The sequence below is a fragment of the Burkholderia sp. F1 genome, from assembly GCF_050813845.1.
In the GTDB taxonomy this organism is placed as follows: domain Bacteria; phylum Pseudomonadota; class Gammaproteobacteria; order Burkholderiales; family Burkholderiaceae; genus Burkholderia; species Burkholderia ubonensis.
Genome location: NZ_CP172423.1, coordinates 594,783 through 618,679, shown reverse-complemented (window position 1 = coordinate 618,679; position 23,897 = coordinate 594,783). Strand labels below are relative to the sequence as shown.

Below are 23,897 nucleotides of genomic sequence, written 5' to 3'. Positions count from 1 at the left end.
GGAACTACTCCTTGTGTGCGGTCGCGGCCTCGGGGCTGGCATGCCACCAGCCGATCACCCAGTCGGCCCAGCGATATTGGCGGGGCGTGCGCGCGGGCGGCGCGATGCGCCGGTTCCACGCGATCCGCGCATGCGTGATGTGCCACTCGGGCACCATCACGTGCTCGCCCAGCAGCACGCGGTCCAGCGCGCGCGCCGCCGCGGTCAGCTCGCGTTTGCCGCGCGCGTGCTGCACGGCCGCGATGAGCGCGTCCACGGCCGGCGACGCGACGCCCGCGTAGTTCTCCGACCCGGGCGTGCGCGCCGCGCGGCTGCCGAAGCGCCGTTCGAGCTCCGCGCCCGGCAGGCTGGCCGCGCGGTAGCCGACCGTGGTCATGTCGAAGTCGAAGCGCTTGAGCCGTTCGTTGACGACGGTCTGGTCCATGATGCGCAGCCGCGCGTCGATGCCCAGCAGGCGCAGGTTGCGCACCACGATCAGCAGGATGCGGTCCATGCCGGAGCCGTCGTCGAGCAATTCGAGCGTGAGCGGCGTGCCGCCGGCGTCGCGCAGCACGCCGTCGCGATATCGCCAGCCGGCGTCGGCGAGCAGCGCTTCGGCGGCCGCGAGGTTGCGGCGCAGGCCGTCCGGGCCCGACGTATCGGGCGGCGGCGGCAGCGTGCCGAACACGCCGGCCGGCACCGTATCGCGCAACGGTTCGAGCAGCGCGCGCTCGTCCGCGCCGGGCGCGCCGGTCGCCGCGAATTCGCTGTCGTCGAAATAGCTGCGGGTGCGCGTGTACTGGCCGTAGAACATGTTGCGGTTGATCCACGCGTAGTCGAGCGCCAGGCCGATCGCCTCGCGCACGCGCCGGTCGCGGAACTTCGCGCGGCGCAGGTTGAAGACGAGGCCCTGCATGTCGCTGATGCCGTGCTCGGGGAATTCGCGCTTGAAGAGCGTGCGGTTCGCGAATGCGGGGCCGGCATAGCTGCGCGTCCATTGCCCGGCGCTGCCTTCGAACATCGCGTCGATCTCGCCGGCGCGGAACGCCTGCAATGGCGCGTACGGATCGCTGTAGAGCCGGAAGCGCACCGTCGAGAAATTGAACATGCCGCGCCGCACCGGCAGGTCCGCGCCCCAGTAGCGCGGATCGCGCCGGTAGACGATGTCGCGGTTGCTCGCGCGCGACGCGATCCGGTACGGGCCGCTCGCGACCGGCGGCACCGTCGCGAGCTGATCGAAGGTCAGCGTCGCGCCGCCGGGGGCGCGCGCCCAGTTGCGCGAGAACACGTAGAGATCGCCGGCGGCGAGGGCGGCGCGCCGGCCGGGCGTGCGGAATTCGAAACGCACCGTCTGCGCATCGACGACGACCGCCGCGCGGATCAGCGCATAGCGGCTGCTGTAGACAGGTGACGCGGCCGGGCTCGCGAGACGCTCGAACGAATCGCGCACGTCGTCGGCCGTGACGGGCGTGCCGTCGGAGAAGCGCGCGGCCGGGTTCAGGTGGAAGGTGGCGGAGAGACCATCCGGCGCGAGCGCGACGCGATCGGCGAGCAGCGGGTATTGCGTGCCGACGTCGTCGAGGCTGCGCTGCATCAGCGTTTCGAACATCAGGTTCAGCAGGTCGGGCGCCGGGTTGCCGCGCAGCAGGAACGGATTGAGCGAATCGTAGGTGGAGAACGCGTCATAGTTCGCGAGCGTGAGCGTGCCGTCGCGCGGCGGCTCGGCGTCGGTCCATGGAAAGCGCGCGAACGCCGGGCCGGGCGACATGTCGTCGAAGGCGGACAGCACGGTTTGCCAGTGCGGCGCGGTGTCGACGGGCGCACCGGCGGCCGCGCGCGCGACAGGCGCGCCCGTGGTCGCGGTCGCGGCACACAGCGCCGCGACCGCTGCGGCACGGCGCATCGCGCTCACAGGTCGAACCTCGCGTTCAGCGCGACCGTGCGCGGCGCACCGACAAAGAGGTAGCCGGACTGCAGGAAGCCCCAGTAGCGGCGATTGAAGAGATTGTCGACTTCGGCACGCAACGTGACGCCGTGACCGCCGACCGTCGTCCGGTAGCTGACGCCCGCATTGAACAGCGTGTAGCTCGGCAACGTGTACTGGTTGAAGCTGTCGGCCATCATCGCGCCGAAGTAGTGCGCCTCGGCGCTGGCCGTCACGCCGGGCAGGCCCGGAATCCGGTCGCTGACCTGCAGCACGCCCTGCCAGCGCGGAATGCCTTCGACGCGCTTGCCGACGAGATCGGCTTCGGTCTCGTTATAGGTGCCCGCGGTCCACGACGCGCCGGCCGTGACCCGCAAGCCGGCCGGCAGGTCCGCGCGAGCGTTCAGCTCGAGCCCCTGGATGCGCTCGGAGCCGTTCGACACGTAGACGTTCTGCGCGTTGCCGTATTCGGCGCCGCGTTCGATCCGGAACAGCGCGGCTGATGCGCCGACCTTCGCGCCGTCGAATTTCACGCCGACTTCGTACTGCTTGCTCTTCATCGGCTTGAGCACTTCGTTCGCGTTCACGTAGGTCTGGCCGGCGGTGCCGCCGTCTTCGAGCGCTTCCACGTAGCTCGCGTAGAACAGCAGGTCGCTGCGCGGACGGAACATCAGCGCCAGCGTGGGCGTGATCGGCGTGTACGTGTAGGTCGCGCTCGCGTCGCCCGGCCTGGTTCGCGACGACTGGTGGTAGTTCGTGTAGCGGATGCCGGCGAGGAACGACCAGTACTTGAGGAAGCTGAGCGTGTCGCTCGCGAACACCGATTTCTGCTGCGAACTGAAGTTGTCGAATTGCAGGCCGTAGTCGTAGGTGCCGTTCCACGTATGCGTCGTGATCGGCCCGTACAGGTTGTTCGTGCCGATGTCCGTAAACAGCGACTTCGGCACGGTCTTCTTGCTGAGCCATTGCTCGGCGACGCCCGCCACGACCTGATGGGCGATCGGGCCGGTGGAGAACCTGCCTTCGACCGTCGCCTGCACCTGGTCGTAGATCGACGAGCCGCGCGCGCGGTTGAGGAACGTATCGAAGTCGCCCTGCGGGTCGAGCAGGCCGAGCCACTGCCCCGAGTAGCTGCGCTCGTCCTTGCTGTGGCTGTAGTCGACGCTGGCCTTCCAGACCGGATCGATCTGCCAGTGCAGGCCGGTGCCGAGGAAATAGACGTTCGAGTTGAACCACGTATCGTCGTAGGCCGACAGGTTGGTGCGGCCGCTCGGCGCGCGCGGCAGGCTTGCGCCCTTGTACGCGTCGAGCTTGAGATCCTGGATGCCGCCCGCGACCTTGCGCGACTGGTAGATGCCGTCGAAGGTCCACGTGAGCGCGTTCGTGAGCCGCGCGTCGAGCGACAGCGATTCGGAATTGCGCAGCACCGACGAGCCGCTGTAGGTGCCGCCCTGCTCGTGCGTGATGTTGAAGCGGTAGCCGAGCCGGCGGTCGGGGCCGAAGCGTCCGCCGGTGTCGATGTGCTCGCTGAACACGCCGTCCGAGCTGTAGCCCGCATCGGCACTGAACGTGAAGGTGTCGGTCGGCTTCTTCGTGACGAAGTTGATGATGCCGCCCGGCGCGCCGAAGCCGTACATGAAGCCGGACGCGCCCTTGAGGAGCTGGATCGACTCGAACGACTCGACCGGCAGCTCCACCGTCGTCATGTAGAACGGCAGGCCGTTGATCTTGTAGCCGTTGTAGTCGTCGAGCGCGATGCCGCGCACGTTGATCGAATACGCGTTGAACGAATAGGTGTCGCCCAGCGACAGGACGGCCGCATCTTCCGCAAAGACCTTGCCGAGCGCCTTGACCTGGCGGTCCTCCAGCTCCTGCTGCTTCACGACGCGCGTGGAAAACGGCGTTTCGAGGTCGGAGCGCGTGCCGAGCGCGCCGCTCGATACTTGCGGCGCATGCTGGCGTTTGCCGTTGACGGTCACGGTCGCGAGGCTGTGGACCTTGCCGTCGGCGGGCTCGCGGTCCTTCGTGGGCGGCTTCGGCGCGGCGGGCGTCGTGGTCGAGGCGTCGTCCGCGGCGTGCGCGACGGACAGGGCAAGCGTTCCCGTGCCCAGCAGCAGGGCGGAAAGCATGCGCATGCGGAATGCTCTTGTCTTCATCAATAGGAGTGCGATATTTCAGGTGGATTCCGGCAGGCCGGGAACGGGTGGCAATCAGCCGTGGAAGAAACTCATGCGGAATCGGCGCTCGGCTGGTCGAGGAACGCGTCGAGCATGTCGACGAAATGCTCGAACGCGCGATCGGGAATCGCATGGTCGCGCACGAACAGCTCCTGGAAACACAGCCCGCGGATGAAGCACGCGATCACATAGCGTGTGAGCTCGGGCGAGCGCGACGCGTCGATGCGGGTGCGCGGCAGGTGGTCGCTCGCGTCGTCGCCCACCGGATGCGTGAGCAGCGCGGCGTTGAAGCGCTCGCGCAGGTCGCGGTCGTTGCGCAGCGCCCAGTAGAACTCCTGGGTCATCGAAAACGTCTCCTTCATCTGCGCGCGCCACGCCGCCACTTCGTCGCGCACGCCGGCTGCCGGCTGGAGGCGCGCCTCCAGCGTCGCGAGCTTGCCCTCGAGCCACACCATGTACGACGCGACCAGCAGCTCGTTCTTGTGCGGAAAATGGTGCAACAGCGCGCCGCGCGACAGGCCGGCGCGCTTGCAGATCTCGGTGATGGACGTCTTCGCGACGCCGATTTCCATCAGGCAATCGAGCGTGGCGCTGATCAGCGCGAAGCGGGCGGACGCGCTGCGCTCGTGCTGCGAGCGTCGCGCGCGCGGCGGCGTGGTCGATACGGCATTCGTCATGGTGTGGCGTGCGGCGCGCCGGCTCACGCCGCGCCCCGTTGGATTGCGCTGAACAGGGAAAGAACCAGGAAACAGTACGAGCGGTATGTTATTGAGCGGCGCAGGGGGTGTCCAAGAACATCCTGTCACATGCTTATCTGCGTGACGGACGGCGCTGTACGGTTTTCGTCGAGGCCCGGGCGGGCGCAGCGCGCGATGGGCACGGATTGAACCCGAATGCGGGTCGATTATTCTCCGGGTCTGGTCGGATGATTTACTCCGATATTTTGACCGAAGCACCAATTCGGCTCGCTTCACTAAATGACCCTGTTTGAAACGGGTTATCAGTGCCCGTGTCTTGACAAAATGCGGGTAATTCGAAATCGTCAAGGTACTTTTTTGATTATCGAAATAATTTCGATGATTATTCGGGTGACTCTGGGGAAATTCACGTTTCCAGGCCACGCTGTCGCTGCTGGTATGCGTCCGGCGCATGCGAATTCTGCAAAAATGTAATTTGAGTCGCATGGGGTATTCACCTCCAATACAAAAGCCCTTTTTTTGGGGGCAGAAATCAAAACAGTTCTCGTCGTTCTTTTAAAATAATTCGTAAAACGTGACGGAGCATCACGGGGGGGCGCCGGTCACGGGATGACGGCTTGTCCGATTCCGCCGCGTCGAAGCGAAATCTTGTCGTCGTTGTACATCGAGCAGTCCCACCATGGAATCAAAGTCCCCGGCGTGCTTTTCTCGATCGTGGCCGGACGGTAACCCCGTCCGGGCGCACACGCGCGTCGGCCGGGCCGCGGCGTCCGTTCGACGCGCCGGCTCCGCGCATGACGCGCCGGCACAACCGGAGACGCGATCAGGAGCCAAGATGACAAACTGGGTTGAAGAGCTGTTGGCCGGACTGGAGCAGGCCGGTTCCGAACGGGAGATCTACGGCTGGATCGAGCACGCGGCGCGCAGTCTCGGCTACGAGTACTGCGCGTACTGCCTGCGCATGCCGTGGCCGGTGTCGCGGCCGAGGATCTATATGCTCAACAACTATCCGGAAGCGTGGCAGAAGCGCTATCAGGAGGCGCGCTACGCCGACATCGATCCGACCGTGAAGCACGCGCGCCGCTCCCAGGCGCCGATCGTCTGGAGCGACGCCTGCTTCGCCGCCACGCCGGAGCTCTGGTGCGAGGCGCAGGCGCACGGATTGCGGCACGGCTGGACGCAATCGGCGTTCGACAGCTGCGGCGTATCCGGCATGCTGACGCTCGCGCGTTCCAAAGGGCCGATCACGCCGGCGGAACTCGAGCAGAACGAGTTCAAGATGCGCTGGCTCGTCAGCACCGCGCATCTCGCGATGACCGGCGAGCTGATGCCGAAGCTCGCGCCCGACACCGAGCGCGGCCTCACCGATCGCGAGGTCGAAGTCCTCAAATGGGCGGCGGACGGCAAGACGTCGGGCGAGATCTCGACGATCCTGGTGATCTCCGTCGATACCGTCAACTTCCACGTCAAGAACGCGGTGACGAAGCTCAAGACCGCGAACAAGACCTCCGCCGTGGTGCGCGCGACGATGCTCGGGCTGCTGAGCTGAACCGCCGCGCGTTCCTTCCCCGCTGATCGTGCCGAAGCCGCGCATGCACCGACGCCGTGCACTCGCTGCCGCATCGCATGCGCGCTGTCCGAGCGTCGCATGCGATGCGCAGACGGTTGTAGCTCCTAACTTTGGTAGTTGTCGCGCCGCACGTCGCGCGCTGAAATCTCACTCCAGCGAATGGTCACGTGAGATTGCCGCAGTGTCCGCACGAATCGGTCGTTCGCCTCGCTTCGTCCGGTCGAAACGATGCACCCCGGCAGGCGTGCTCTCCGGCAGGTCCGGCGCGCGCGTCATTTGATCGAGTTTCCTTGCTTGAGGAGAGGTTGACGATGGACCCCAGAGCACACATGCCGACGCAGGACCGCGGATCGCACAGCCTGTACGGGTTCGACATGACCGAGTACCTGCGCGGCGGCTCGCATGCGGGCCGGCCGGCCGGCGACGTCGCGCGGCACGCGGTCACGCACGGCGGCATCTATCCGGTCGAGCAGGCGCGCCTTGCGCTCGGCGCCTACGAACGCGCCGCGCTCGACGTGCTGCAGCGCCATCGTGAACTGCTCATCGACGCGGATACGCCGGCTGCCGCCGGCGGCGCCGCAACGCTCGCGCTCTACGTGAATTCGCTCGGTCGCCTGCACATCCGGCCGGCATCGGCGCCGAAGGTCGCCTATGACGCGCACGACCGCTGGGTCGATCTCGGTACCGTGACCGTCGGCGCCGACGTGCTCGCCGAGATCGACGCGGGCGTCGCCGCGTGGCGCGCGATCGAGCGCCGCAGCTTCGCCGAGGTGCGCGCCGCGATGGACCGCGTGCATGCGCAAGGCCAGCTGCCGCGCGTGCTCGAGGAAGTCATCGATCACGTCGAGCACGTCGAATCGGTGTGCTTCTACGTCGGCGATCGCTTCTTCGCACTGATCGACCGCTACACGAACCTGATCGACAGCAAGGGCGGCAAGGGCCATCTGCCCGGGCTGCGCGACCAGCCGTACCCGGCCTGGAGCGACGACGACGTGCTGATCGTCGCGGCGCTGCACGCGCTGTTCCTGTCGGGCCGCTCGGTGCGCTTCGAGGAATTCAACGGCGCGCTGCTGAGCGCGCAGGACGTCGTCGGCCGGCTCGACCGGCTCGCGGCCGCCTATACGGACGCCGGGTGCGAGGTCGCGGTGCCGCACGGGCTCGACCTGTTCGAGCGCGCGCGGAAGATCCGCGAGCAGACGCTGTGCGCGATCGGCAAGCCGTGGCTGCGCTACCGGTGGATCTACGGGCTCAACTTCCAGAAGACCGAACGGATCCTGCGTTCGAGCGCGTCGACCGAGGCGCACGACCAGTGGTATCGCGAGTTCGGCGACGACTTCCGCCAGTTCGCGTCGCCGCACGGCGAATTCTCGCCGCCCGAATACGTCGCGATGGCGCTGCTCGCGAACGCCGCGATCGCGCGCGACGTCGCGGGCGTGCGCTGCGACGCGGGCAGCACGGCCGTCACGAGCTGGATCGAATACCTGATCGAGAAGACCGTCGCATCCGCGGTGCTCGCGACCGGCTCGGACTACGGGATGTCGAGCTCGCTGCGCGATATCGGCCAGCTCGTCGCGTACGACGAGACGACGCTGCTCGACACGATCCACGCGCTCACGCCGGCAAGCTTCTTCACCGCCTACGTGTCGCACCGGACGATCGAGCGCTTCGGCGAGCCGGAGAGCACGATGATCGCGAGCTCGGTGCAAAAGCGCATGCAGTTCAACCGCTGGCACTTCATCCCGGGCAACTTCGACCGGCCGCTGATTCGCGCGTCGCGCCACTGGTACTACCCGCCGCTCGTGCCGGACATCTCGTCGCACTCGGACATGCACCGCGCCGCGCACAACCGCGCGCGCGTCAAGTACTCGATCCGCGTGCCGGGCCCGGACATGTCGCGCCCGCCGCTGAACATCGCGGGCCAGCGCTATCGCGGCTTCTACGACGTGCGCGTCGTGCGCGCGGAAGGCGACGAATATTCGACCGAGGACATGCTGCGCGTGCGCCGCCGCACGCTGTGGCTCGAAGCGCTGTACACGGCGCTGGTCAACTACCTGATGACGCCGGACGCGCGCCGGCTCACCGTCAAGGGATTCGACGCGGGCACCTATCTCGACCTCGCGGGCGACGTGCTGCCGAACGCCGCCGATGCACTGCGCGCGACGGCCACGGAGGGCGCACTGTGACCGCGTCCACGGCAAGCGTCGTCAATACCGTCGCCGCGAACGGCGGCAAGCGCGCGACGCATCGCGTCACGTTCTTCCAGCAGGGCGGGCGCATCGTGCTCACGCATGCGCAGCTCGACGCGCAGGCGGCGCGGCTCGCGCACGCGTTGCGCGCGGGGGGGCTCGCGCCCGGCGCGCGCATCGGGATCGTCGCGCGCAACGGGCTCGCTTGGGTGCTGCTCGATCTCGCCGCGCTGAAGGCGGGGATCGTGACGGCCGGCTTCGAGTTCGGCAAGTTCCGGCCCGACCAGGCGCTCGTCGACAAGTACGCGCTCGACGCCGTCTATGCGGACGGCGCCACGTCGTTCGATCCGGCGCGCGACCTGCGCGCGCTCGTCGATGCGCATGTGCGCACCTGCGGCGACGGGCGCGGCGTCGATCCGGTCGCGCCGCCGTTCGATTCCGCCGCGTATGCGCGCGACGACGTCACGACGATCAAGTTCACGTCCGGCAGCTCCGGCGAGCCGAAGGGGCTCGCGGCGCGCGCGGGCAGCATCGACGCGTCGCTCGCGGCGGTCCAGCAGCTCTACGCGCACGGCGACGGTGACGACGTGCTGGTGTTCCTGCCGCTGTCGCTGCTGCAGCAGCGCTACTGGATCTATTCGGCGCTGACCTACGGGCACGACGCGACCGTCGCGCCGTTCGAGTTCGCGCTCGAGGCGACCCGCGAGCAGCCGCCGACGGTCGTGATGGGCGTGCCGGGCTTCTACGACGGCGTGAAGAAGCGCATCGAGCGGACCACGCCGCCGGACGATGCCGGCCTCGACGCGCGGCGGCGGCGGATCGACGCGCTGCTCGGCCCGCGCATCCGCTACCTGTGGACGGGCTCCGCGCCGGCGAACCCGGCGACGCTGCGCTTCTTCGACGAAGCGGGCGTGCCAATCTTCGAAGGCTACGGGATGAACGAGACGTGCATCGTGACCAAGAACCATCCGGGCGCGGCGCGCACGGGCAGCGTCGGCCGGCTGATCCCGGGCAAGCGCGCGCGGATCGACGACGACGGCGTGCTGATCGTCGGCGCGGACGAGCCGGTCAACACGCAATACCTGTACAGCGAGCCCGGCGCGAGCGAGCGGATCTTCCTGCCGACGGGCGAGGTGCGCACCGGCGATCTCGCGCGCTTCGACGACGACGGCTACCTGTACATCCTCGGCCGCGCGGACGACCTGATCGTGCTCGCGAACGGCAGGAACGTGCATGCGCGCAAGCTGGAGGAGCAGGTCAAGGCGCACGTCGGCGTCGAGGAATGCGTGCTGTACGGCGCGGGCCGGCCGTACCTCGTCGCGGTGATCTCGCCGCAGGACGCGCGCGCCGACCACGCGGCGATCCACGCGCATCTCGCGGACCTCAACGCGACGCGCGTGCCGCACGAACGGATCGTGAAGGCGTTCATCGCGCCGCAGCCGTTCGGCGGCGAGACGCGCTTCGTCACATCGCAGTTCAAGCCGAAGCGCAAGGAAATCTTCAGCGCGTTCAAGAACGAAATCGATCGACTTTATGGAGGGCAAGCGTGACCGACATCGAATCCATCGTGCGGCGCCACTTGTGCGACGTAGCGGGACGGCCCGCGTCCGATGCGGCGACGCTGCCGCTCGACGACGACCTGACGTTCGACTTCGGCCTCGCGTCGCTCGAACTGATCGTGCTGCTGAGCGGCGTGTGCGAAACCGCGCGCGTGCCGCTCACGGCATTCGGCGAGGACGATCTCGCGACGCTGCGCACCGGCCGCGACATCGTCAGCCTGCTGGCCGGCAAAGTACACGCATAAAGGACCACTGATGAGCTGGAGCATTCCGAACCTCCTGAGCGCGGCGCTCGAGAACGACGTCGTGAAGCTGCGCCGCATCGGCGTCGACGACAAGGCAGGCTTCGCGCAGATCGCCTACGACCCGGACAGCTGGACCTACATGGTGTCGGCCGTGCAGGACGAGCCGGGCCTCGTCGCATTCCTCGAACGCGCGATCGCGGATTCGCTCGCGGGCACGCGGATCGTGTTCGCGATCATCGACAAGGCGAGCGGCCGCTTCGCGGGCACGACCGCGTTCGGCAACCTCGCGCCGGCCGACCGCCGGATCGAGATCGGCTGGTCGTGGCTCGGCGCGCCGTATCGCGGCACCAGCGTGAACCGCGCGGCGAAAGGGCTGCTGCTCGACTACGCGTTCGGCGAACTGGGCTGCGAGCGCGTCGAGTTCAAGACCGACGTGCTGAACGCGCGGGCGCGCGCGGGGCTGCAGGCGATCGGCGCGACCGAGGAAGGCGTGATGCGCAGCTTCAACGTCATGCCGAGCGGCCGCCGTCGCGACGCGATCTACTACAGCATCCTCAAGGCGGAGTGGCCCGATGTCCGTGCGACCCGATTTCGTTGAGCCGGCGGTGCGCGTGCCGCACGACACGCCGTTCGCGATCGACGCCGACGTCGGCCCGGCGCGCCGCGTGCGGCTCGCGGGCAGCCGCCGCGAGATCGGCCGCCGGCACGGCGTGGCGCTGCGCGACGCGATCGGCCAGTTCCTGACCGATCGCATCGCGCGGCTCGCGCCGCTCGTCACGGCCGCGCGGCTGCGCGAGCTGGCGCCGCTCGTCGCGAGCCACGCGCGGGTGATCGAGCGCGCGCTGCCCGATCTCGCGGAAGAGGTGCACGGGCTCGCGGAAGGCGCGGGCATCACGCTCGAGGATGCGTACCTGCTGCAACTGCGCCGCGAGCTGACGGGCTTCCAGCGGATTCCCGCGCGCGGCGACTGCACGACCTTCGCGCGGCATGCGAACGGGCAGGCGGTGGTCGCGCAGACCATCGACCTGAACGGCGACATGGCGGGCGAGCTGAGCGTGCTGGAGATCGCGCCCGACGCGGGCGGCGCGCACGTCGCGCTCGTCAGCTTCACCGGGCTGCTCGGCTATCTGGGGATCAACGGCCACGGCGTCGCGATCGGCCTGAACCTCGTGCTCGGCGGCGAATGGCGGCCCGGCATTCCCGGCTACCTGACGATCCGCCATCTGCTCGACACCTGCGCGAGCGTCGACGAATGCGTGGACACGCTGCGCCGGCTGCCGCGCGCCAGCTCGCGCGCGCTGACGATCGCCGACGCGCAACGCGTCGTGACGGTCGAGTACCTGCCCGACGACCTGGTCGTGATCGAAGGCGCCGAGCATGCGCACACGAATCACTTCCTGCATCCGGCCTTCGCGGCCGGCGACGCGCTGAACCCGTTCGCGCGCACGTCGTCGCTGCGCCGGCTGGACGCGTGCCGCGCCGGGCTCGCGCGCCTGCCGGACGACGCGGATGCGGCGGCCTGTCTCGCGCTGCTCGGCGAGCCGCCGATCGAGGTCGCGCCGGCGGGCGACGTGCGGCGCGAGTGCACGGTCGCGTCCGTCGCGATGTTTCCGGCGCGGCGCGCGCTGCACGTGCGCGGCCGGCCGGGTGCGCCGCCGCACCGATGACCTGGACCGACTCCTGATTCCCGTCCCCACCGGAGACCCGCGATGACCTACGTCGTCACCGAGAACTGCATCAACTGCAAGCACACCGACTGCGTCGAGGTGTGCCCCGTCGACTGTTTCCACGAGGGCGAGAATTTTCTCGTCATCGATCCGGACGAGTGCATCGACTGCGGCGTCTGCGAACCGGAATGCCCGGTCGGCGCGATCCGCCAGGACGTCGCGCTCGATGCGGACCAGATGCTGTACGCGAGCCTGAACCGCGAGCTCGCGCAAAGCTGGCCGTCCCTCACGATCCGCAAGCCGGCGCTGCCTGACGCGGCGCAGTGGAAGGATGTCGAGGGCAAGTTTCAACAACTCAAGCGCGATGCGATCGCGTAAGCAACCAGGATTTTTTATGTCGAATGTTGGAATCAACCGGGCCGGCGTCGCCGATGCGGCGTCCGAACGCGCCGCGCCGCACCGCCGGATGCTGCCGCTGCTGCTGATCGGGCAGGGGATGGCCGCGATGGACACGTCGATCGTGAACGTCGCCGCACCCGCGCTGCGCGCGGACCTGGGCATCTCGGGCGCGCTGCTGCAGCTCGTCGTCGCGGGCTACATCCTCGCGTACGCGGTGTTCCTGATCACCGGCGCGCGGCTCGGCGACGATTACGGCTACCGCCGGCTGTTCGTGTCCGGGCTCGCGATCTTCACGGTGTCGTCGCTCGCGTGCGGCGTCGCGCCGAGCACGTGGCTGCTGATCGTCGGGCGCATCGCGCAGGGCGTCGGCGCAGCGATGCTGGTGCCGCAGGTGATGTCGCTGATCCAGCGCAGCTTCGAGGGACCCGCGCGGGCCCGCGCGATCGGCTACTACTCGATGATCCTCGGCCTCGGCTCGACCGCCGGCCAGGCGCTCGGCGGCGTGATCATCACCGCCGACTTCGCGGGGCTGTCGTGGCGGCCCGCGTTCCTGATCAACGTGCCGATCGGCATCGTGCTGCTCGCGCGCGCGCGCTCGGTGCTGCCGGCGCTCGCCGGGCCCGAGCGGCGCAAGCTCGACCTGGTCGGCGTCGCGCTGCTGACGGGCGCGATGCTGCTGATCGTCGTGCCGCTCACGTTCGGTCACGACGTCGGCTGGCCCGCGTGGGTTTGGGCGTCGCTCGCGGCGGGCGTCATCGGCGTCGCGACTTTCCTGCGTTTCGAGCGCGCGCTCGCGCAGCGCGGCGGCAGCCCGCTGCTCAACCTCGACGCGGTGCTCGCCACCGGCATTCGGCCCGGGCTCGCGGTCGTGTCGATCGGCTTCATCGGCTACGGCGGCTGGCTGTTCGCGTGCGCGCTGTACCTGCAGACCGGCCTCGGCTTCTCGCCGATGATCTCGGGCTTCGTGTTCGCCGCATACGCATTCGGCTTCGGCATCTCGAACGTGAGCTGGTCGAAGCTGCCCGCGCGCCTGCTGCGCTTCACGCCGGTGGTCGCCCTGATCGCGATGGCGGCGGCAAACCTCGCGTTCGGGATGACCGCGCGCCACGCCGGCTGGGTCGCCGCGGTGATGGTGCCGCTGCTGTTTTGCGCGGGCGCGAGCCACGGCCTCACGTTCGGCACCACCGTCAACCAGATGACGCAGCGCATCGCGCCGCAGCACGCGCCCGCGCTGAGCGGGCTCGTCACGACGTCGGTGCAGCTGTCGATCGTGATCGGGGTCGCCGCGCTCGGCGCGATCTACCTCGCGGTCGCGGCGCCCGGCGCGCACGTGGCGTCCGCGCACGCGATCGCCGACGTGACGTTCGCGATCGGCGCGCTCGCGCTCGTCGCGATCGCGTGCTCGCTGCGCCTCGCCACCGCGCGCGCGCCGGCCGCGGCGCCGCAGCCGGCGTGATTCCCCGGAACGAACCACAAGGACCGATTCGTGAACGACCAACCGCTGATCCTCGACGCCGCCGTTGCGCCGTCGCCCGTGCCGTTGCGCGCGCAACTGATCGACGAATTGCGCGCGACGGTCGCGGCGACGCTGCACGTCGCGCCCGACGCACTCGACGCCGACCTGCCGCTCGTCGACGCGGGCCTCACGTCGGTCGAGCTGATCGACCTGGTCGTCGCCTGCCAGGCGCGCCATGCGATCGCGTTCCCGCCGGAGCTTCTGGTCGGGCTGACGCTCGGCTCGCTCGCGGATGCCATCCTGGCCGCCCGCGACGCGGGAAAGGACGCGCGATGAGCACGCCGATCGCCATCACCGGCTTCGGCGTGCTGTCGCCGGCCGGCGCGACGCCGGACGCGCTGTGGCGCGCGCTGGAGACCCGCGCGGTGCTGAACGGGCCGTGGCCGAAGCGGCCGCTGGCCGGCTATCCGGCCGACAACGTGATCGCGGTGCCCGAGGTGGTCTGGCGCACGCTCGAGCCGGCCGCGACCGGCGTCGAGAACCGCGCGGCCGCGCTCGCGCGCCACGCGATCCGGCAAGCGTTGGCCGACGCGCGGCTCGCCGGCGCGGGCAGCCTGCGGATCGGCTGCATGCTCGGCACGACGACGGCCGGCGTCGAGGTCGCGGAGAACGTGCTCGTCGACGCGCCCGGCAGCGACGCGGCCGGCGCGGCGGATCTCGACGCGAGCGCGTCGCTGCCGGGCCACGACGGCCGCTGGCGCGGCCCGCTCGCGGTGCTGTCGACCGCCTGCTCGTCGGGGCTGCTCGCGCCGGCGCTCGCGATCGACGCGCTCGCCGCCGGCGAGGCCGACGTGATGATCGCGGGCGGCGTCGACGTGCTGCTCGAATACACGATCTGCGGCTTCAACGGGTTGCGCGTCGCGACGCGCGACCGGTGCCGGCCGTTCAGCGGGGACCGGCAGGGTGTGGTGCTGTCCGAGGGCGTCGCATGCGTGTGCCTCGAACCGCTCGACGCGGCGCTCGCGCGCGGCGCGCCGATCCGGGCCGTCGTGACCGGCCATGCGGCGGGCTGCGACGCGGCGCACGCGACCGCGCCGGACATCGGCGGCGTCGCGCGCACGATCGCCGCCGCGCTCGCGGCGAGCGGCGTGGGCGCGGACGCGCTCGGCGGCGTGTTCGCGCACGGCACCGGCACGCAGACCAACGACGGCGCCGAAATCGCCGCGCTGCGCCGCGCGTTTGCCGACACCTACGGCCGCGACGCGCTGCCGCCCGTCACGTCGATCAAGTCGACGCTCGGGCATCCGCAGGCGGCGGCCGGCACGTTCTCGCTCGTCGCGGCGGCGCTCGCGCTCGCGCGGCGGCGCCTGCCGCCGACCGCGAACCTCGACGTGCGCGACGACGCGCTCGGCGACGTGCGGATTGCCGACGGCGACGGCCTGCCGCTGGCGGGCGACAGCGTGCTCGTCAACGCGTTCGGCTTCGGCGGCAACAACTGCGTGATGGTCGTTGCCGACGCCGCGCGCGCCCGTCAGGAGGCCAGCGCATGAGCACCGTGACGCCCCGCGCGTCCCGCCGCGCGCTCCGGATCGCGGCGGCCGCCGCGATCGTGCCCGCCGCCGACGGCGTGCTGACCGACGCGCATCTGCATGCCGAGCGCCGCTCGCGCAAGGTCGGCCCGCTGCCGCTGAAGGCGCGGATGACGCTCGCCGCGGCCGAGCGGCTGCGCGCCGCGCTCGGCGACGCCGACCGCGCGACGCCCGTCGGCCGGATCGGCGTGAGCTTCGGCACGCTGTTCGGCGCGATCGACGTCGCCGAGCAATGCGTCGGCACCGTGCGCGCGGAAGGCTTCGAGCAGGTGACGCCGTCTTGGTACGCGGCGGGCCTGCCGAACGCGACCGCCGCGATCGTCGCGTCGCTGTTCGACTGGCGTGGCCCGAACCTGACCTTCCTCGGCTACCAGGCCGGCCTCGACGCGATCGTCGGCGCGTGCCGGCAGCTTGCCGCCGGCCACGCGGACGCGGTGTGCGCGGGCGGCTTCGACCTGCCGAGCGCCCGCTACGTCGAGCGCGCCGGCGCGCCGCTGCGCGACGCGCAGGCGCTCCATCCGGGCGCGGGCGTCGTGTGGCTCGCGGCCGGCGCGGCGCGCGCGGGCGACCTCGGCCGGATCGTCGGCTGGTCGCAGCAGGCGTTCGACGCCGATGCGTTCGACGCGGCGCACGCGCGCGGCTTCCCGGCGCTCGTCGCGGCCGCGCTGCCCGGCGCGCCGGCCGATACGGCGCCGGCGGTGCACGTCGTGCGCCCGGGCGCGCCCGGCGCGATCGAACGGCTCGCGGCAAGCGCGCCGGTCGCGCTCGCCGAAGGTCTCGCCGGCGCATGGCGGCCGGGGCTGCACGCGCTCGTTGTGAAAGGGCTCGGCACGCTCGCCACGTGCGTGATCGTCGACAACCAACCGGTCAGGGAGTGACGCGATGGCCGACCTCATCGACCTGCGCGTGGCGCTGCCGTACCTCGATGCGCGGCTGCGCGCGTTCGATGTGCTGCGCCCGCTCGACGCGCTGACGCCGCGCGCCGTGACCGCGAGCGACGGCACGCCGCTCGCCGCGTTCGACGCGGGCGACCCCGATGCGCCGACGGTGCTCGTCGTCAACGCGCTCGGCGTATCCGCCGCGTTCGTCGCGCCGCTCGTCGCGCGGCTTGCCGATCGCTGCCGCGTGATCACATGGGAATCGCGCGGGCTGCCCGACGCGCGCGGCGATGCGTCCGACCTGTCGCTCGCGCGCCATGCCCGGGACGCGGCGGACGTGCTCGCCGCGCTCGCCGGCGCGAGCGCGCGCGTCGCGGCGATCGTCGCGTACTGCTCGGGCGCGAACGTCGCCGCGTACGCGCTCGACGAGCGCGTGCTGGCCGCGAACCGGCTCGCGATCGTGAGCCCGTCGCTCGAAGTCGCGGGCGTCGCGGACAAGACGCTCTACCAGAGGACGGTGCCGCCGCTGTGGACGCGCATCGCGGAGGCGGGCGCGCAGCACGCGGCGCTCGTGCGCGTGCTGCTGAGCCAGGCGCGGCGCGTCGACGACGGCTCGCTCGACTACCAGCTCGCGACGCTGAACGGGCTGCCGTTCGGCGACGACGATTCGATCTGCCGCTATGCGCGGATGCAGGCCGCGTGCCTGCGCGAGGACTGGGCGGCGCGGCTCGGCCGCCTCGCGCTGCCCGCGCTGGTGCTGCACGGCGCGCGCGACGACGTGATTCATGCCGCGACGTCGCGCGGCGTGGCGCAGGCGCTGCCCGGCGCCACGCTCGAGACGATCGACGACGCCGGCCACTTCGGCGTGTACACGAGCCGGGCCCTGCGGGAACGGGTCGCGGCGTTCCTGGGCGGCGCCGGCCGGCCCGCAGGCGAACGACATCCTGACAAGGAGTGATGGACGATGAAGATGCATCTCACCGTGCTGGAACAAGCGAAGGCCGATCTCGTCGGCCGGATTCGCGATCATTCGTTTCTCGCGCGCTGCCGCTCGGGCGACGTGCCGCTTGACGAGCTGAAGCTGTTCCTCGTCCAGCAGGGCCTCTACAGCGGCTACTTCACGCGCTATCTGTGCGCGCTGATGGCGAACCTGCCGGACAACGCGGACGTGCTGAAGCTCGCCGGCAACCTGTGCGAGGAGCTCGGCCTCACCGACGACAGCGAGACGCCGCACAGCCTCGTCTACCGCGCGATGCTCGAGCACTTCGGGCTGACGACCGAGGGCGCGCAGCCGCTGATCGGCACGCGCCGGCTGATCGACGCGATGTTCGACCACTGCCGCCACCCGGACGCGTCGCGCGGCCTCGCCGCGCTGTGCCTCGGCGCGGAGGCGCTGGTGCCGACCGTCTACGCGGACATCATCAAGGGCTTCGAGCGGCACGGCGTCGCCGCGCCGGCGCTCGCGTTCTTCCATCTCCACGTCGAATGCGACGACGGCCATGCGGAGACGATGCGCGACATCATGGTCGACATCGCGCAGCGCGACCCCGAGCGGATTCCGGCGATGCTGAGCGCGGGCTACGCGCTCGTCGACGCGCGCCTGGCGTTCTTCGATTCGATCGAGACGGGCTTCGCGCAGCGCGGCGACGCGCACCACCCGCAGCTCGAAACGATCCAGTAAGGGGGCGCGATGGCCGATACGCTGATGCTCGACAAGGCGACGCTCGTCGCCCGCGCGAAGGGCGAAATGCGCACGCATCTCGCCGCGCTCGACGCGACGGTGCGCCAGAAGGTGGCGCTGACCTGCGGGATCCTGTTCTCGCACGGGCACGATTCCGGGCTCGCGGGGCAGATCACCGCGCGCGCCGCCGCGCCCGGCACGTTCTACACGCAACGCCTCGGGCTCGGCTTCGACGAGGTGACCGACGCGAACGTGCTGACCGTCGACGAGGACCTGAACGTGCTCGACGGCGACGGGATGCCGAACCCCGCGAACCGCTTTCATACGTGGGTCTATCGCGCGCGCCCGGACGTGCAGTGCATCGTGCACACGCATCCGCCGCACCTGTGCGCGCTCGGGATGCTCGGGCGGCCGCTGAAGGTGTCGCAGATGGACGCGTGCATGCTGTACGACGACGTCGCCCATCTCGCCGCATGGCCCGGCCTGCCGGTCGGCAACAGCGAAGGCGAGATCATCGTCGGCGCGCTCGGCCGGAAGCGCGCGCTGCTGCTCGCGCATCACGGGATCGTCGTGGCCGGCCGCTCGGTCGAGGAGGCGTGCGTCGTCGCGGTGCAGTGCGAGCGCGCCGCGCGGCTGCAGCTGCTCGCCGAGGCGGCCGGCGAGATCGTCGACATCGACCCCGCGCTCGCCCGCGAGGCGCACGACTGGATCCTGCAGGACACGCGCTCGCGCGCGTCGTTCTTCTATTTCACGCGCCGCCTGCTGCGCTCGCTCGACGCGCAAGGCCGCCGCGCGTACGGCCCGCTCGCGCTCGCGTGAGCGCCGCCTTTCACGGAAGACCCGACACATGTACACGACGCTCAATCACGACGCGAGCTTCACGCAGAAGGTCGTCGAACGCCTCGCGGCCAGCTGGAACCACCGCGTGGCCGTGCGCCAGGAACGGCTCGACCTGACGCAGTATTGCGACGACGCGATTCCCGAGTTCCCGGTGCCGATGGTGCCGTTCTGGGACGACGCGGATTTCGCGCGCCTGGCCGACGCGCGGAAGCGGCGCTTTCTCGGCGCCGCGTGGGTCGCGTACAACGAGAAGGCGATGTATCTCGAGGACGAGATCGTCCAGCCGCTGTGCAGCCTGCTGCTGAAGGGCCGGCTGCCGGGCGCCGGCGACCCGCGGCTCAAGCAGGTGCTCGCGCAGATCCAGGTCGACGAGCAGTTCCACATCCTGATGTGTCTCGACGTCTGCCACTGCGCGCGCGAGCGCCATGCGCTCGACGGCTACGCGATGCCGGAGCCGCTGGTCGGCGCCGGGCAGCGTGCGCGGCTCGCGCAGGTGGGCGACGACGCGCGCCGCGCGGCGATCGTGCGGCTCGCCTATGCGTCGATCGCCGAGATGTCGATCAACGCGTACCTGACGCAGGTGTCGGGCGACATGACGATCCAGCCGCTGAACCGCATCAACACCGACATGCACCGCCGCGACGAGGCCGCGCACAGCACCGCGTTCCACGAGATCGTCGCGTCGGTGTACCGCGCGCTCGACCCCGCCGGGCAGCAGGCGTTCCGCGACGAGATCGCCGCCGCGCTCGACGTGTACACGACGCCCGATGCGAGCGCGTGGGCGTCGATCCTCGCGTTCCTCGACGTGCCGGGCCGCGAGCGGATCCTCGCCCGGCTCGACGCACGCACGCGCGGCGTGCGGCTGAATCGCGACTACGCGACGCTGCGCAGCCTGTTCGACGAGCTCGGCATCGCCGCGCCGCGCGCGTTCGCATGACGCGCGCCGCCGACCCCTCCGCCTAATCGGGAGCCGTATGAAGATCTTCGATGCCTCGATCCTGAACCTGCCGTTCTACGACGCCGCCCACCGCACGCTCGCCGCCGACCTCGAAGCGTGGGTCGACGCGCACGCGTACCTGCCGCGCGAATACGCGCACCTGAGCCCGTCCGAGCGCGGCCGCGTCTATGCGCGCGTGCTCGGCGAGCACGGCTGGCTGCGCCATGCGGTCGATCCGGCGCCGGGCCGCACGCGGCCCGACGTGCGCAGCCTGTGCCTGATCCGCGAGGCGCTGTCGTATCTCGACGACCTCGTCGACTTCGCGTTCGCGATCCAGGGCCTCGCGGCCGCGCCGATCGCGTGGTTCGGCTCCGATGCGCAGCAGGCTGCATGGCTCGGCGCGCTGCGCGACGGCACCGCGGTCGGCTCGCTCGCGCTGTCCGAGCCCGACGTCGGCTCGAACCTCGCGGCGCTCGCGGTGGCCGCCGAGCGCACGCCGGACGGCTATGCGGTCAACGGCCGCAAGACCTGGGTGTCGAACGGCACGATCGCGACGCACCACTCGGTGCTGCTGCGCACCGGCGACGGCCCCGGCGGGCTCGGCCTGAGCTTCCTGTCGGCGCCGGCCGCGACGCCGGGGCTCACGGCGACCGGGATCGAGCTGGTCGCGCCGCGCGCGTTCGCGAGCCTGGCGTTCGACCGCGTCGCGCTGCCTGGCGACGCGCTGATCGGCGCGTCCGGCGCGGGCTTTCGCTACGCGATGGAGATCCTGAATCTCTACCGCGTGACGGTCGGCGCGACCGCGCTCGGCTTCGCGCGGCGCGCGCTCGCCGCGTCGCTCGACTGGTCGCGCCAGCGCACGGTCGCGGGCGGCAAGCTGGTCCAGCAGCAGTTCACCGTCGACAAGCTGGCCGGGATGGCGACTTTCGCCGACGCCGCCGCGCTGCTCGTCGCGCGCTCGGCGTGGGAGTTCGACACGGGCGTCGCCGACGTCGCCGCGCACGCGAGCATGGCGAAGCTGTTCGCGACCGACGGCGTCGCGCAGGTCGTCGACGACACCGTGCAGCTGTTCGGCGCGGCCGGCCTCGTCGCCGGCTCGACGCCCGAGCAGCTATACCGGCAGGTGCGCGCGCTGCGCATCTACGAAGGCACGTCGGAGATCCAGAAGATCGTGATCGCGGGCAGCGTCTCGCGGCCGCGCAAATGAGCGCGGGGGTGGGTACGGGCGTGGGCGACGGGCGCGCCGTGCTCGTGACGGGCGGCACGCGCGGCATCGGGCTCGCGATCGTGCGCCGGCTCGCGGCGGCCGGCTGGCGGGTCGCGGCGTCGTATCGCGGCGACGCGGCGGCCGGCGCGCGGCTCGCCGATGCACTGGCGAGCGCCGGCGTCGAGCACGCGGTGCTGCAGGCGGACGCGACCGAGCCGGACGCGGTGCGCCGGCTCGTCGCCGACGTCGTCGCGCGCTTCGGCAGCCTCGACGCGCTCGTCAACAACGCGGGCATCGTCGACGACGCGCCGTTCGTCACGCTGCCGCGCGAGCGCTGCGCGAACGTGCTGCGCACCAACCTGCTCGGCGCGATCCGCACGACCGGCGCGGCGCTGCCGCACCTGCTGAAGTCGGCGCGGCCGGCGGTCGTCAACGTCGCGTCGCTCGGCGGCGTCGTCGGCAAGGAAGGGCAGGTCGCGTACGCGGCGAGCAAGGGCGGACTGATCGGCTTCACGCAGTGGCTCGCGCGCCGCTACGGCGACGCCGGGCTCGCGGCGAACGCGGTCGCGCCGGGCTTCATCGACACCGACATGATCGCGTCGCTCACGCCCGCGATGACCGCGCACATCGTCGGCGGCAGCGCGGCGAAGCGCATCGGGCGCGCGGACGAGGTCGCGCAGGCCGTGCAGTTCCTGCTCGAGCCCGGCTACGTGCACGGCACGACGCTGCGCGTCGACGGCGGCTTCAACCGGTGACCCGGACATCGGGTCTTCATCAGGATCAACCCGGCAACGGACACGCATCATGCGAACAAACGAAGACGACACGACGCTCGACTACGAAGTGGGCTACGCGGACACCGACGCGGGCGGCATTGTCTACCATGCGCGCTACATCGAGATGGCGGAGCGCGCGCGCAACCGGCTGATGCGCGCGGCCGGCTACTCGTTCGCGCGGCTCGCGGACGACGGCGCGCTGTTCATCGTGCGCCGCGTCGAGGCCGTGTATCACGCGAGCGCGTGGCTCGAGGACCGGCTGACGCTGCGCGCGCGGATCGCGAGCGTGTCGGTGTCGCGCTCGGTGTGGGTGACCGACGTCGCGCGCGACGGCACGCCGATCGCGCAGGTCACGATCGAGATGGTCGCCGTCGATCGCGCGACGCGGTGCGCGGTGCCGCATCCGCCCGCGCTGATCGACTGCCTCGCGCCGTATGCGGCGCAGCGCGCGGTCGCGCCGGCATGACGGCCGCGACCGACGCGGGCGTCACGCTCGCCGCCGCCGACGTGCTGCGCTGCCTGCCGCACCGGCCGCCGTTCCTGTTCGTCGAGCGCGCGCAGGTCGCGGCGGACGGGCTCGCGATCGTCGGGCATCGGACTTTCGCACCTGATGAGCCGTGGTTCGCCGGGCATTTTCCGGGCGATCCGCTGGTGCCGGGCGTCGTGCTGATCGAATTCGTCGCGCAGACGGCCAACCTGCTGGTCGGCCATCTCGCGGGCGGCGAGGCGCGCTGCCATCTCGTCGGCGTGCGCAACGCGCGCTTCGCGCAGCCGGTGCGGCCCGCGCAGGCGATCGAGGCGCACGTGCGCGCGGGGCCCGACGGCGCGCTGCCGCGCGCGGGCGGCATCGCGACGTTCGACGCGGCCGTGCTGCGCGGCGGCGCGCGCTGCATGAGCGCGAGCGTGACGATTTACCTGACGCAGTAACGCAATCCGCCCGGCTCGCACCGGGCCATCAACCGGAACGGAGACGCAGATGAGCCAGCCTTGGACGAAGGACCAGGTGATCGACGTGATCAGGACGGAGCTGCTGCCGGCGCTCGAATCGGCGGCGGGCGTGGCGCCGGAATCGATCGGCGCAGAGACCGCGCTGCTCGACAACGGGCTCGCGCTCGATTCGCTCGACGTGCTCGATCTGCAGGTGGCGCTCGAGCGCCGCTTCGGCGTGAAGCTGCCGGTGTTGAACCGGCAGCTGATCGACGGGCCGCGCAACAGCGTCGGCGGCCTCGCGAGCCTCGTGCTCGACCATCTGCCGCAGGTCACGGCTTGAGCGCGCGGGTGCTGGTGATCGACGCGCACGGCCCGGTCGAGCGCGCGCTCTGCGCGTGCCTCGCCGAAGCCGGGCTGCGGGTCGTCGCGCATGTCGCGGACGACGCGGACGCTGGCGCAGCGGACTTGTTGAACCTGCCTGGCGTGCAGGTTGTGCGCGCGGCCGATCCGGCCGCCGCGCTCGACGACTGGAACGACGCGCACGGCCCGTTCGACCGCATCGTGTTCGGCCAGCCGCGCGATACGCGCGCGGGTTCGGACGCTCAGGAGGACGATCCATTCGACGCGCTCGCGGACGGCGTCGAAACGCGGCTCGACGCGTTCCTCGCGACGCTGCAGGTGGCGTCGGCGCTCGCGCTGCGTCGTGGCGACGGCGCGCAGATCTGGGCGCTGACGCAGGACGACAGCGTCGGCTATTACCTGGACACCACGCCCGGCGCGCTGCCGATCGACGTGCGCGCGCGGCACGCAGCGCTGAAGAGTCTCGGCAAGGAGATGCTGCGCTTCGGCGTGCGCGTGAACGTCGCGCACCTGCAGCCGGTCGCCGAGGCGGCGGCCCCGGACGCGTGGCATGCGGCGCGCGACGGCCTGAAGGCATTCGCGCTGCGGTTCCGGCCGTCGCCCGCGGCGTCCGTCGCGGCCGCGCTCACCGCGTGGATCGCGCGCGACGACCTGCCGCTCGCCGGCATGGTGGTGCCGATCGGCATCGGTTTTGCGGAGAACAACGTGTGAAGGCCGGTGAATGGCTGGTCGATGTCGGTGCGCCCGGGATGCCGGTGTCGCGGCCTTCGACCATGACAACGAGCGCGGCCCATATACGGATTCGATACTTAAATGCTGCTCTCGCACATCGCGACGCA

At 70.7% G+C, this 23,897-nt stretch carries 24 protein-coding genes; 21 read left to right on the top strand and 3 right to left on the bottom strand.

Features of this window, described 5'->3' with window-relative positions:
* Positions 1-4: 4 nt before the first annotated feature.
* The 3 genes from ACFIMZ_RS37030 to ACFIMZ_RS37020 form a co-directional block, all read right to left on the bottom strand.
* Positions 5-1,882 (bottom strand): extracellular solute-binding protein, encoded by a 1,878-nt coding sequence (locus ACFIMZ_RS37030; protein WP_431825644.1) that lies wholly within the window; start codon positions 1,880-1,882, stop codon positions 5-7.
* Positions 1,883-1,887: 5 nt separating this feature from the next.
* Positions 1,888-4,038 carry a TonB-dependent siderophore receptor gene (locus ACFIMZ_RS37025; protein ID WP_431825643.1) on the bottom strand — a complete coding sequence of 717 codons (2,151 nt, stop codon included), beginning with the start codon at positions 4,036-4,038 and terminating at the stop codon, positions 1,888-1,890.
* Positions 4,039-4,130: 92 nt separating this feature from the next.
* On the bottom strand, positions 4,131-4,757 hold the full coding sequence (locus ACFIMZ_RS37020) for a TetR/AcrR family transcriptional regulator (RefSeq protein ID WP_431825642.1): 627 nt from the start codon (positions 4,755-4,757) through the stop codon (positions 4,131-4,133).
* Positions 4,758-5,613: 856 nt separating this feature from the next.
* Here ACFIMZ_RS37020 and ACFIMZ_RS37015 point away from each other — a divergent pair.
* The 21 genes from ACFIMZ_RS37015 (at position 5,614) to ACFIMZ_RS36915 (ending at position 23,769) form a co-directional block, all read left to right on the top strand.
* The gene (locus tag ACFIMZ_RS37015) at positions 5,614-6,327 is read left to right on the top strand and encodes an autoinducer binding domain-containing protein (RefSeq protein ID WP_431825641.1); all 714 of its coding nucleotides are present in this window, start codon (positions 5,614-5,616) and stop codon (positions 6,325-6,327) included.
* A 332-nt stretch (positions 6,328-6,659) separates the two neighbouring features.
* Positions 6,660-8,531 (top strand): hypothetical protein, encoded by a 1,872-nt coding sequence (locus tag ACFIMZ_RS37010; RefSeq protein WP_431825640.1) that lies wholly within the window; start codon positions 6,660-6,662, stop codon positions 8,529-8,531.
* Entirely contained in the window at positions 8,528-10,084 is a 1,557-nt protein-coding gene (locus tag ACFIMZ_RS37005) for an AMP-binding protein (protein WP_431825639.1), read from the top strand. The genes ACFIMZ_RS37010 and ACFIMZ_RS37005 overlap by 4 nt, the downstream gene beginning before the upstream one ends.
* Positions 10,081-10,338: a hypothetical protein gene (locus ACFIMZ_RS37000; RefSeq protein ID WP_431825638.1), complete on the top strand. Its 258-nt coding sequence runs from the start codon at positions 10,081-10,083 to the stop codon at positions 10,336-10,338. Before ACFIMZ_RS37005 ends, ACFIMZ_RS37000 begins: the two co-directional genes overlap by 4 nt.
* Before the next feature lie 10 nt (positions 10,339-10,348).
* Positions 10,349-10,936 (top strand): GNAT family N-acetyltransferase, encoded by a 588-nt coding sequence (locus ACFIMZ_RS36995; RefSeq protein ID WP_431825637.1) that lies wholly within the window; start codon positions 10,349-10,351, stop codon positions 10,934-10,936.
* Complete coding sequence (locus ACFIMZ_RS36990) at positions 10,911-12,005, top strand: C45 family autoproteolytic acyltransferase/hydolase (RefSeq protein WP_431825636.1); 1,095 nt, start codon at positions 10,911-10,913, stop codon at positions 12,003-12,005. The genes ACFIMZ_RS36995 and ACFIMZ_RS36990 overlap by 26 nt, the downstream gene beginning before the upstream one ends.
* 42 nt (positions 12,006-12,047) lie before the next feature.
* Positions 12,048-12,383 carry a ferredoxin FdxA gene (gene fdxA, locus ACFIMZ_RS36985; RefSeq protein ID WP_431825635.1) on the top strand — a complete coding sequence of 112 codons (336 nt, stop codon included), beginning with the start codon at positions 12,048-12,050 and terminating at the stop codon, positions 12,381-12,383.
* Positions 12,384-12,399: 16 nt separating this feature from the next.
* Positions 12,400-13,860, top strand: coding sequence for an MFS transporter (locus ACFIMZ_RS36980; protein ID WP_431825634.1), 1,461 nt, complete (start codon positions 12,400-12,402; stop codon positions 13,858-13,860).
* 30 nt (positions 13,861-13,890) lie between these two features.
* Positions 13,891-14,196: an acyl carrier protein gene (locus ACFIMZ_RS36975; protein WP_431825633.1), complete on the top strand. Its 306-nt coding sequence runs from the start codon at positions 13,891-13,893 to the stop codon at positions 14,194-14,196.
* On the top strand, positions 14,193-15,410 hold the full coding sequence (locus ACFIMZ_RS36970; protein ID WP_431825632.1) for a beta-ketoacyl synthase N-terminal-like domain-containing protein: 1,218 nt from the start codon (positions 14,193-14,195) through the stop codon (positions 15,408-15,410). Before ACFIMZ_RS36975 ends, ACFIMZ_RS36970 begins: the two co-directional genes overlap by 4 nt.
* Positions 15,407-16,327 carry a beta-ketoacyl synthase N-terminal-like domain-containing protein gene (locus tag ACFIMZ_RS36965; protein WP_431825631.1) on the top strand — a complete coding sequence of 307 codons (921 nt, stop codon included), beginning with the start codon at positions 15,407-15,409 and terminating at the stop codon, positions 16,325-16,327. The genes ACFIMZ_RS36970 and ACFIMZ_RS36965 overlap by 4 nt, the downstream gene beginning before the upstream one ends.
* A 4-nt stretch (positions 16,328-16,331) precedes the next feature.
* Positions 16,332-17,285: an alpha/beta fold hydrolase gene (locus ACFIMZ_RS36960; protein ID WP_431825630.1), complete on the top strand. Its 954-nt coding sequence runs from the start codon at positions 16,332-16,334 to the stop codon at positions 17,283-17,285.
* A gap of 6 nt (positions 17,286-17,291) precedes the next feature.
* Complete coding sequence (locus ACFIMZ_RS36955) at positions 17,292-18,008, top strand: TenA family transcriptional regulator (RefSeq protein WP_431825629.1); 717 nt, start codon at positions 17,292-17,294, stop codon at positions 18,006-18,008.
* A gap of 9 nt (positions 18,009-18,017) precedes the next feature.
* Positions 18,018-18,827, top strand: coding sequence for an aldolase (locus ACFIMZ_RS36950; RefSeq protein WP_431825628.1), 810 nt, complete (start codon positions 18,018-18,020; stop codon positions 18,825-18,827).
* A gap of 28 nt (positions 18,828-18,855) precedes the next feature.
* Positions 18,856-19,785 (top strand): diiron oxygenase, encoded by a 930-nt coding sequence (locus ACFIMZ_RS36945; RefSeq protein WP_431825627.1) that lies wholly within the window; start codon positions 18,856-18,858, stop codon positions 19,783-19,785.
* Between the two features lie 37 nt (positions 19,786-19,822).
* Entirely contained in the window at positions 19,823-20,992 is a 1,170-nt protein-coding gene (locus ACFIMZ_RS36940; RefSeq protein WP_431825626.1) for an acyl-CoA dehydrogenase family protein, read from the top strand.
* Between the two features lie 8 nt (positions 20,993-21,000).
* Positions 21,001-21,747, top strand: a complete 747-nt coding sequence (locus tag ACFIMZ_RS36935) for an SDR family NAD(P)-dependent oxidoreductase (RefSeq protein ID WP_431825625.1) — start codon at positions 21,001-21,003, stop codon at positions 21,745-21,747.
* 49 nt (positions 21,748-21,796) lie between these two features.
* Positions 21,797-22,234, top strand: a complete 438-nt coding sequence (locus ACFIMZ_RS36930) for an acyl-CoA thioesterase (RefSeq protein ID WP_431825624.1) — start codon at positions 21,797-21,799, stop codon at positions 22,232-22,234.
* Positions 22,231-22,695 (top strand): 3-hydroxyacyl-ACP dehydratase FabZ family protein, encoded by a 465-nt coding sequence (locus ACFIMZ_RS36925; RefSeq protein ID WP_431825623.1) that lies wholly within the window; start codon positions 22,231-22,233, stop codon positions 22,693-22,695. Before ACFIMZ_RS36930 ends, ACFIMZ_RS36925 begins: the two co-directional genes overlap by 4 nt.
* Before the next feature lie 49 nt (positions 22,696-22,744).
* The gene (locus tag ACFIMZ_RS36920) at positions 22,745-23,038 is read left to right on the top strand and encodes an acyl carrier protein (RefSeq protein WP_431825622.1); all 294 of its coding nucleotides are present in this window, start codon (positions 22,745-22,747) and stop codon (positions 23,036-23,038) included.
* Complete coding sequence (locus ACFIMZ_RS36915) at positions 23,035-23,769, top strand: hypothetical protein (protein ID WP_431825621.1); 735 nt, start codon at positions 23,035-23,037, stop codon at positions 23,767-23,769. The genes ACFIMZ_RS36920 and ACFIMZ_RS36915 overlap by 4 nt, the downstream gene beginning before the upstream one ends.
* The last annotated feature ends 128 nt before the right edge of the window (positions 23,770-23,897 follow it).

What these genes read in the sequence shown, in the direction of transcription:
- ACFIMZ_RS37030 (WP_431825644.1), bottom strand. Translation starts at nt 1,882, where the DNA reads ATGCGCCGTGCCGCAGCGGTCGCGGCGCTGTGTGCCGCGACCGCGACC.
- ACFIMZ_RS37025 (WP_431825643.1), bottom strand. Translation starts at nt 4,038, where the DNA reads ATGCGCATGCTTTCCGCCCTGCTGCTGGGCACGGGAACGCTTGCCCTG.
- ACFIMZ_RS37020 (WP_431825642.1), bottom strand. Translation starts at nt 4,757, where the DNA reads ATGACGAATGCCGTATCGACCACGCCGCCGCGCGCGCGACGCTCGCAG.
- ACFIMZ_RS37015 (WP_431825641.1), top strand. Translation starts at nt 5,614, where the DNA reads ATGACAAACTGGGTTGAAGAGCTGTTGGCCGGACTGGAGCAGGCCGGT.
- ACFIMZ_RS37010 (WP_431825640.1), top strand. Translation starts at nt 6,660, where the DNA reads ATGGACCCCAGAGCACACATGCCGACGCAGGACCGCGGATCGCACAGC.
- ACFIMZ_RS36995 (WP_431825637.1), top strand. Translation starts at nt 10,349, where the DNA reads ATGAGCTGGAGCATTCCGAACCTCCTGAGCGCGGCGCTCGAGAACGAC.
- ACFIMZ_RS36990 (WP_431825636.1), top strand. Translation starts at nt 10,911, where the DNA reads ATGTCCGTGCGACCCGATTTCGTTGAGCCGGCGGTGCGCGTGCCGCAC.
- fdxA (WP_431825635.1), top strand. Translation starts at nt 12,048, where the DNA reads ATGACCTACGTCGTCACCGAGAACTGCATCAACTGCAAGCACACCGAC.
- ACFIMZ_RS36980 (WP_431825634.1), top strand. Translation starts at nt 12,400, where the DNA reads ATGTCGAATGTTGGAATCAACCGGGCCGGCGTCGCCGATGCGGCGTCC.
- ACFIMZ_RS36970 (WP_431825632.1), top strand. Translation starts at nt 14,193, where the DNA reads ATGAGCACGCCGATCGCCATCACCGGCTTCGGCGTGCTGTCGCCGGCC.
- ACFIMZ_RS36965 (WP_431825631.1), top strand. Translation starts at nt 15,407, where the DNA reads ATGAGCACCGTGACGCCCCGCGCGTCCCGCCGCGCGCTCCGGATCGCG.
- ACFIMZ_RS36960 (WP_431825630.1), top strand. Translation starts at nt 16,332, where the DNA reads ATGGCCGACCTCATCGACCTGCGCGTGGCGCTGCCGTACCTCGATGCG.
- ACFIMZ_RS36955 (WP_431825629.1), top strand. Translation starts at nt 17,292, where the DNA reads ATGAAGATGCATCTCACCGTGCTGGAACAAGCGAAGGCCGATCTCGTC.
- ACFIMZ_RS36950 (WP_431825628.1), top strand. Translation starts at nt 18,018, where the DNA reads ATGGCCGATACGCTGATGCTCGACAAGGCGACGCTCGTCGCCCGCGCG.
- ACFIMZ_RS36945 (WP_431825627.1), top strand. Translation starts at nt 18,856, where the DNA reads ATGTACACGACGCTCAATCACGACGCGAGCTTCACGCAGAAGGTCGTC.
- ACFIMZ_RS36940 (WP_431825626.1), top strand. Translation starts at nt 19,823, where the DNA reads ATGAAGATCTTCGATGCCTCGATCCTGAACCTGCCGTTCTACGACGCC.
- ACFIMZ_RS36930 (WP_431825624.1), top strand. Translation starts at nt 21,797, where the DNA reads ATGCGAACAAACGAAGACGACACGACGCTCGACTACGAAGTGGGCTAC.
- ACFIMZ_RS36925 (WP_431825623.1), top strand. Translation starts at nt 22,231, where the DNA reads ATGACGGCCGCGACCGACGCGGGCGTCACGCTCGCCGCCGCCGACGTG.
- ACFIMZ_RS36920 (WP_431825622.1), top strand. Translation starts at nt 22,745, where the DNA reads ATGAGCCAGCCTTGGACGAAGGACCAGGTGATCGACGTGATCAGGACG.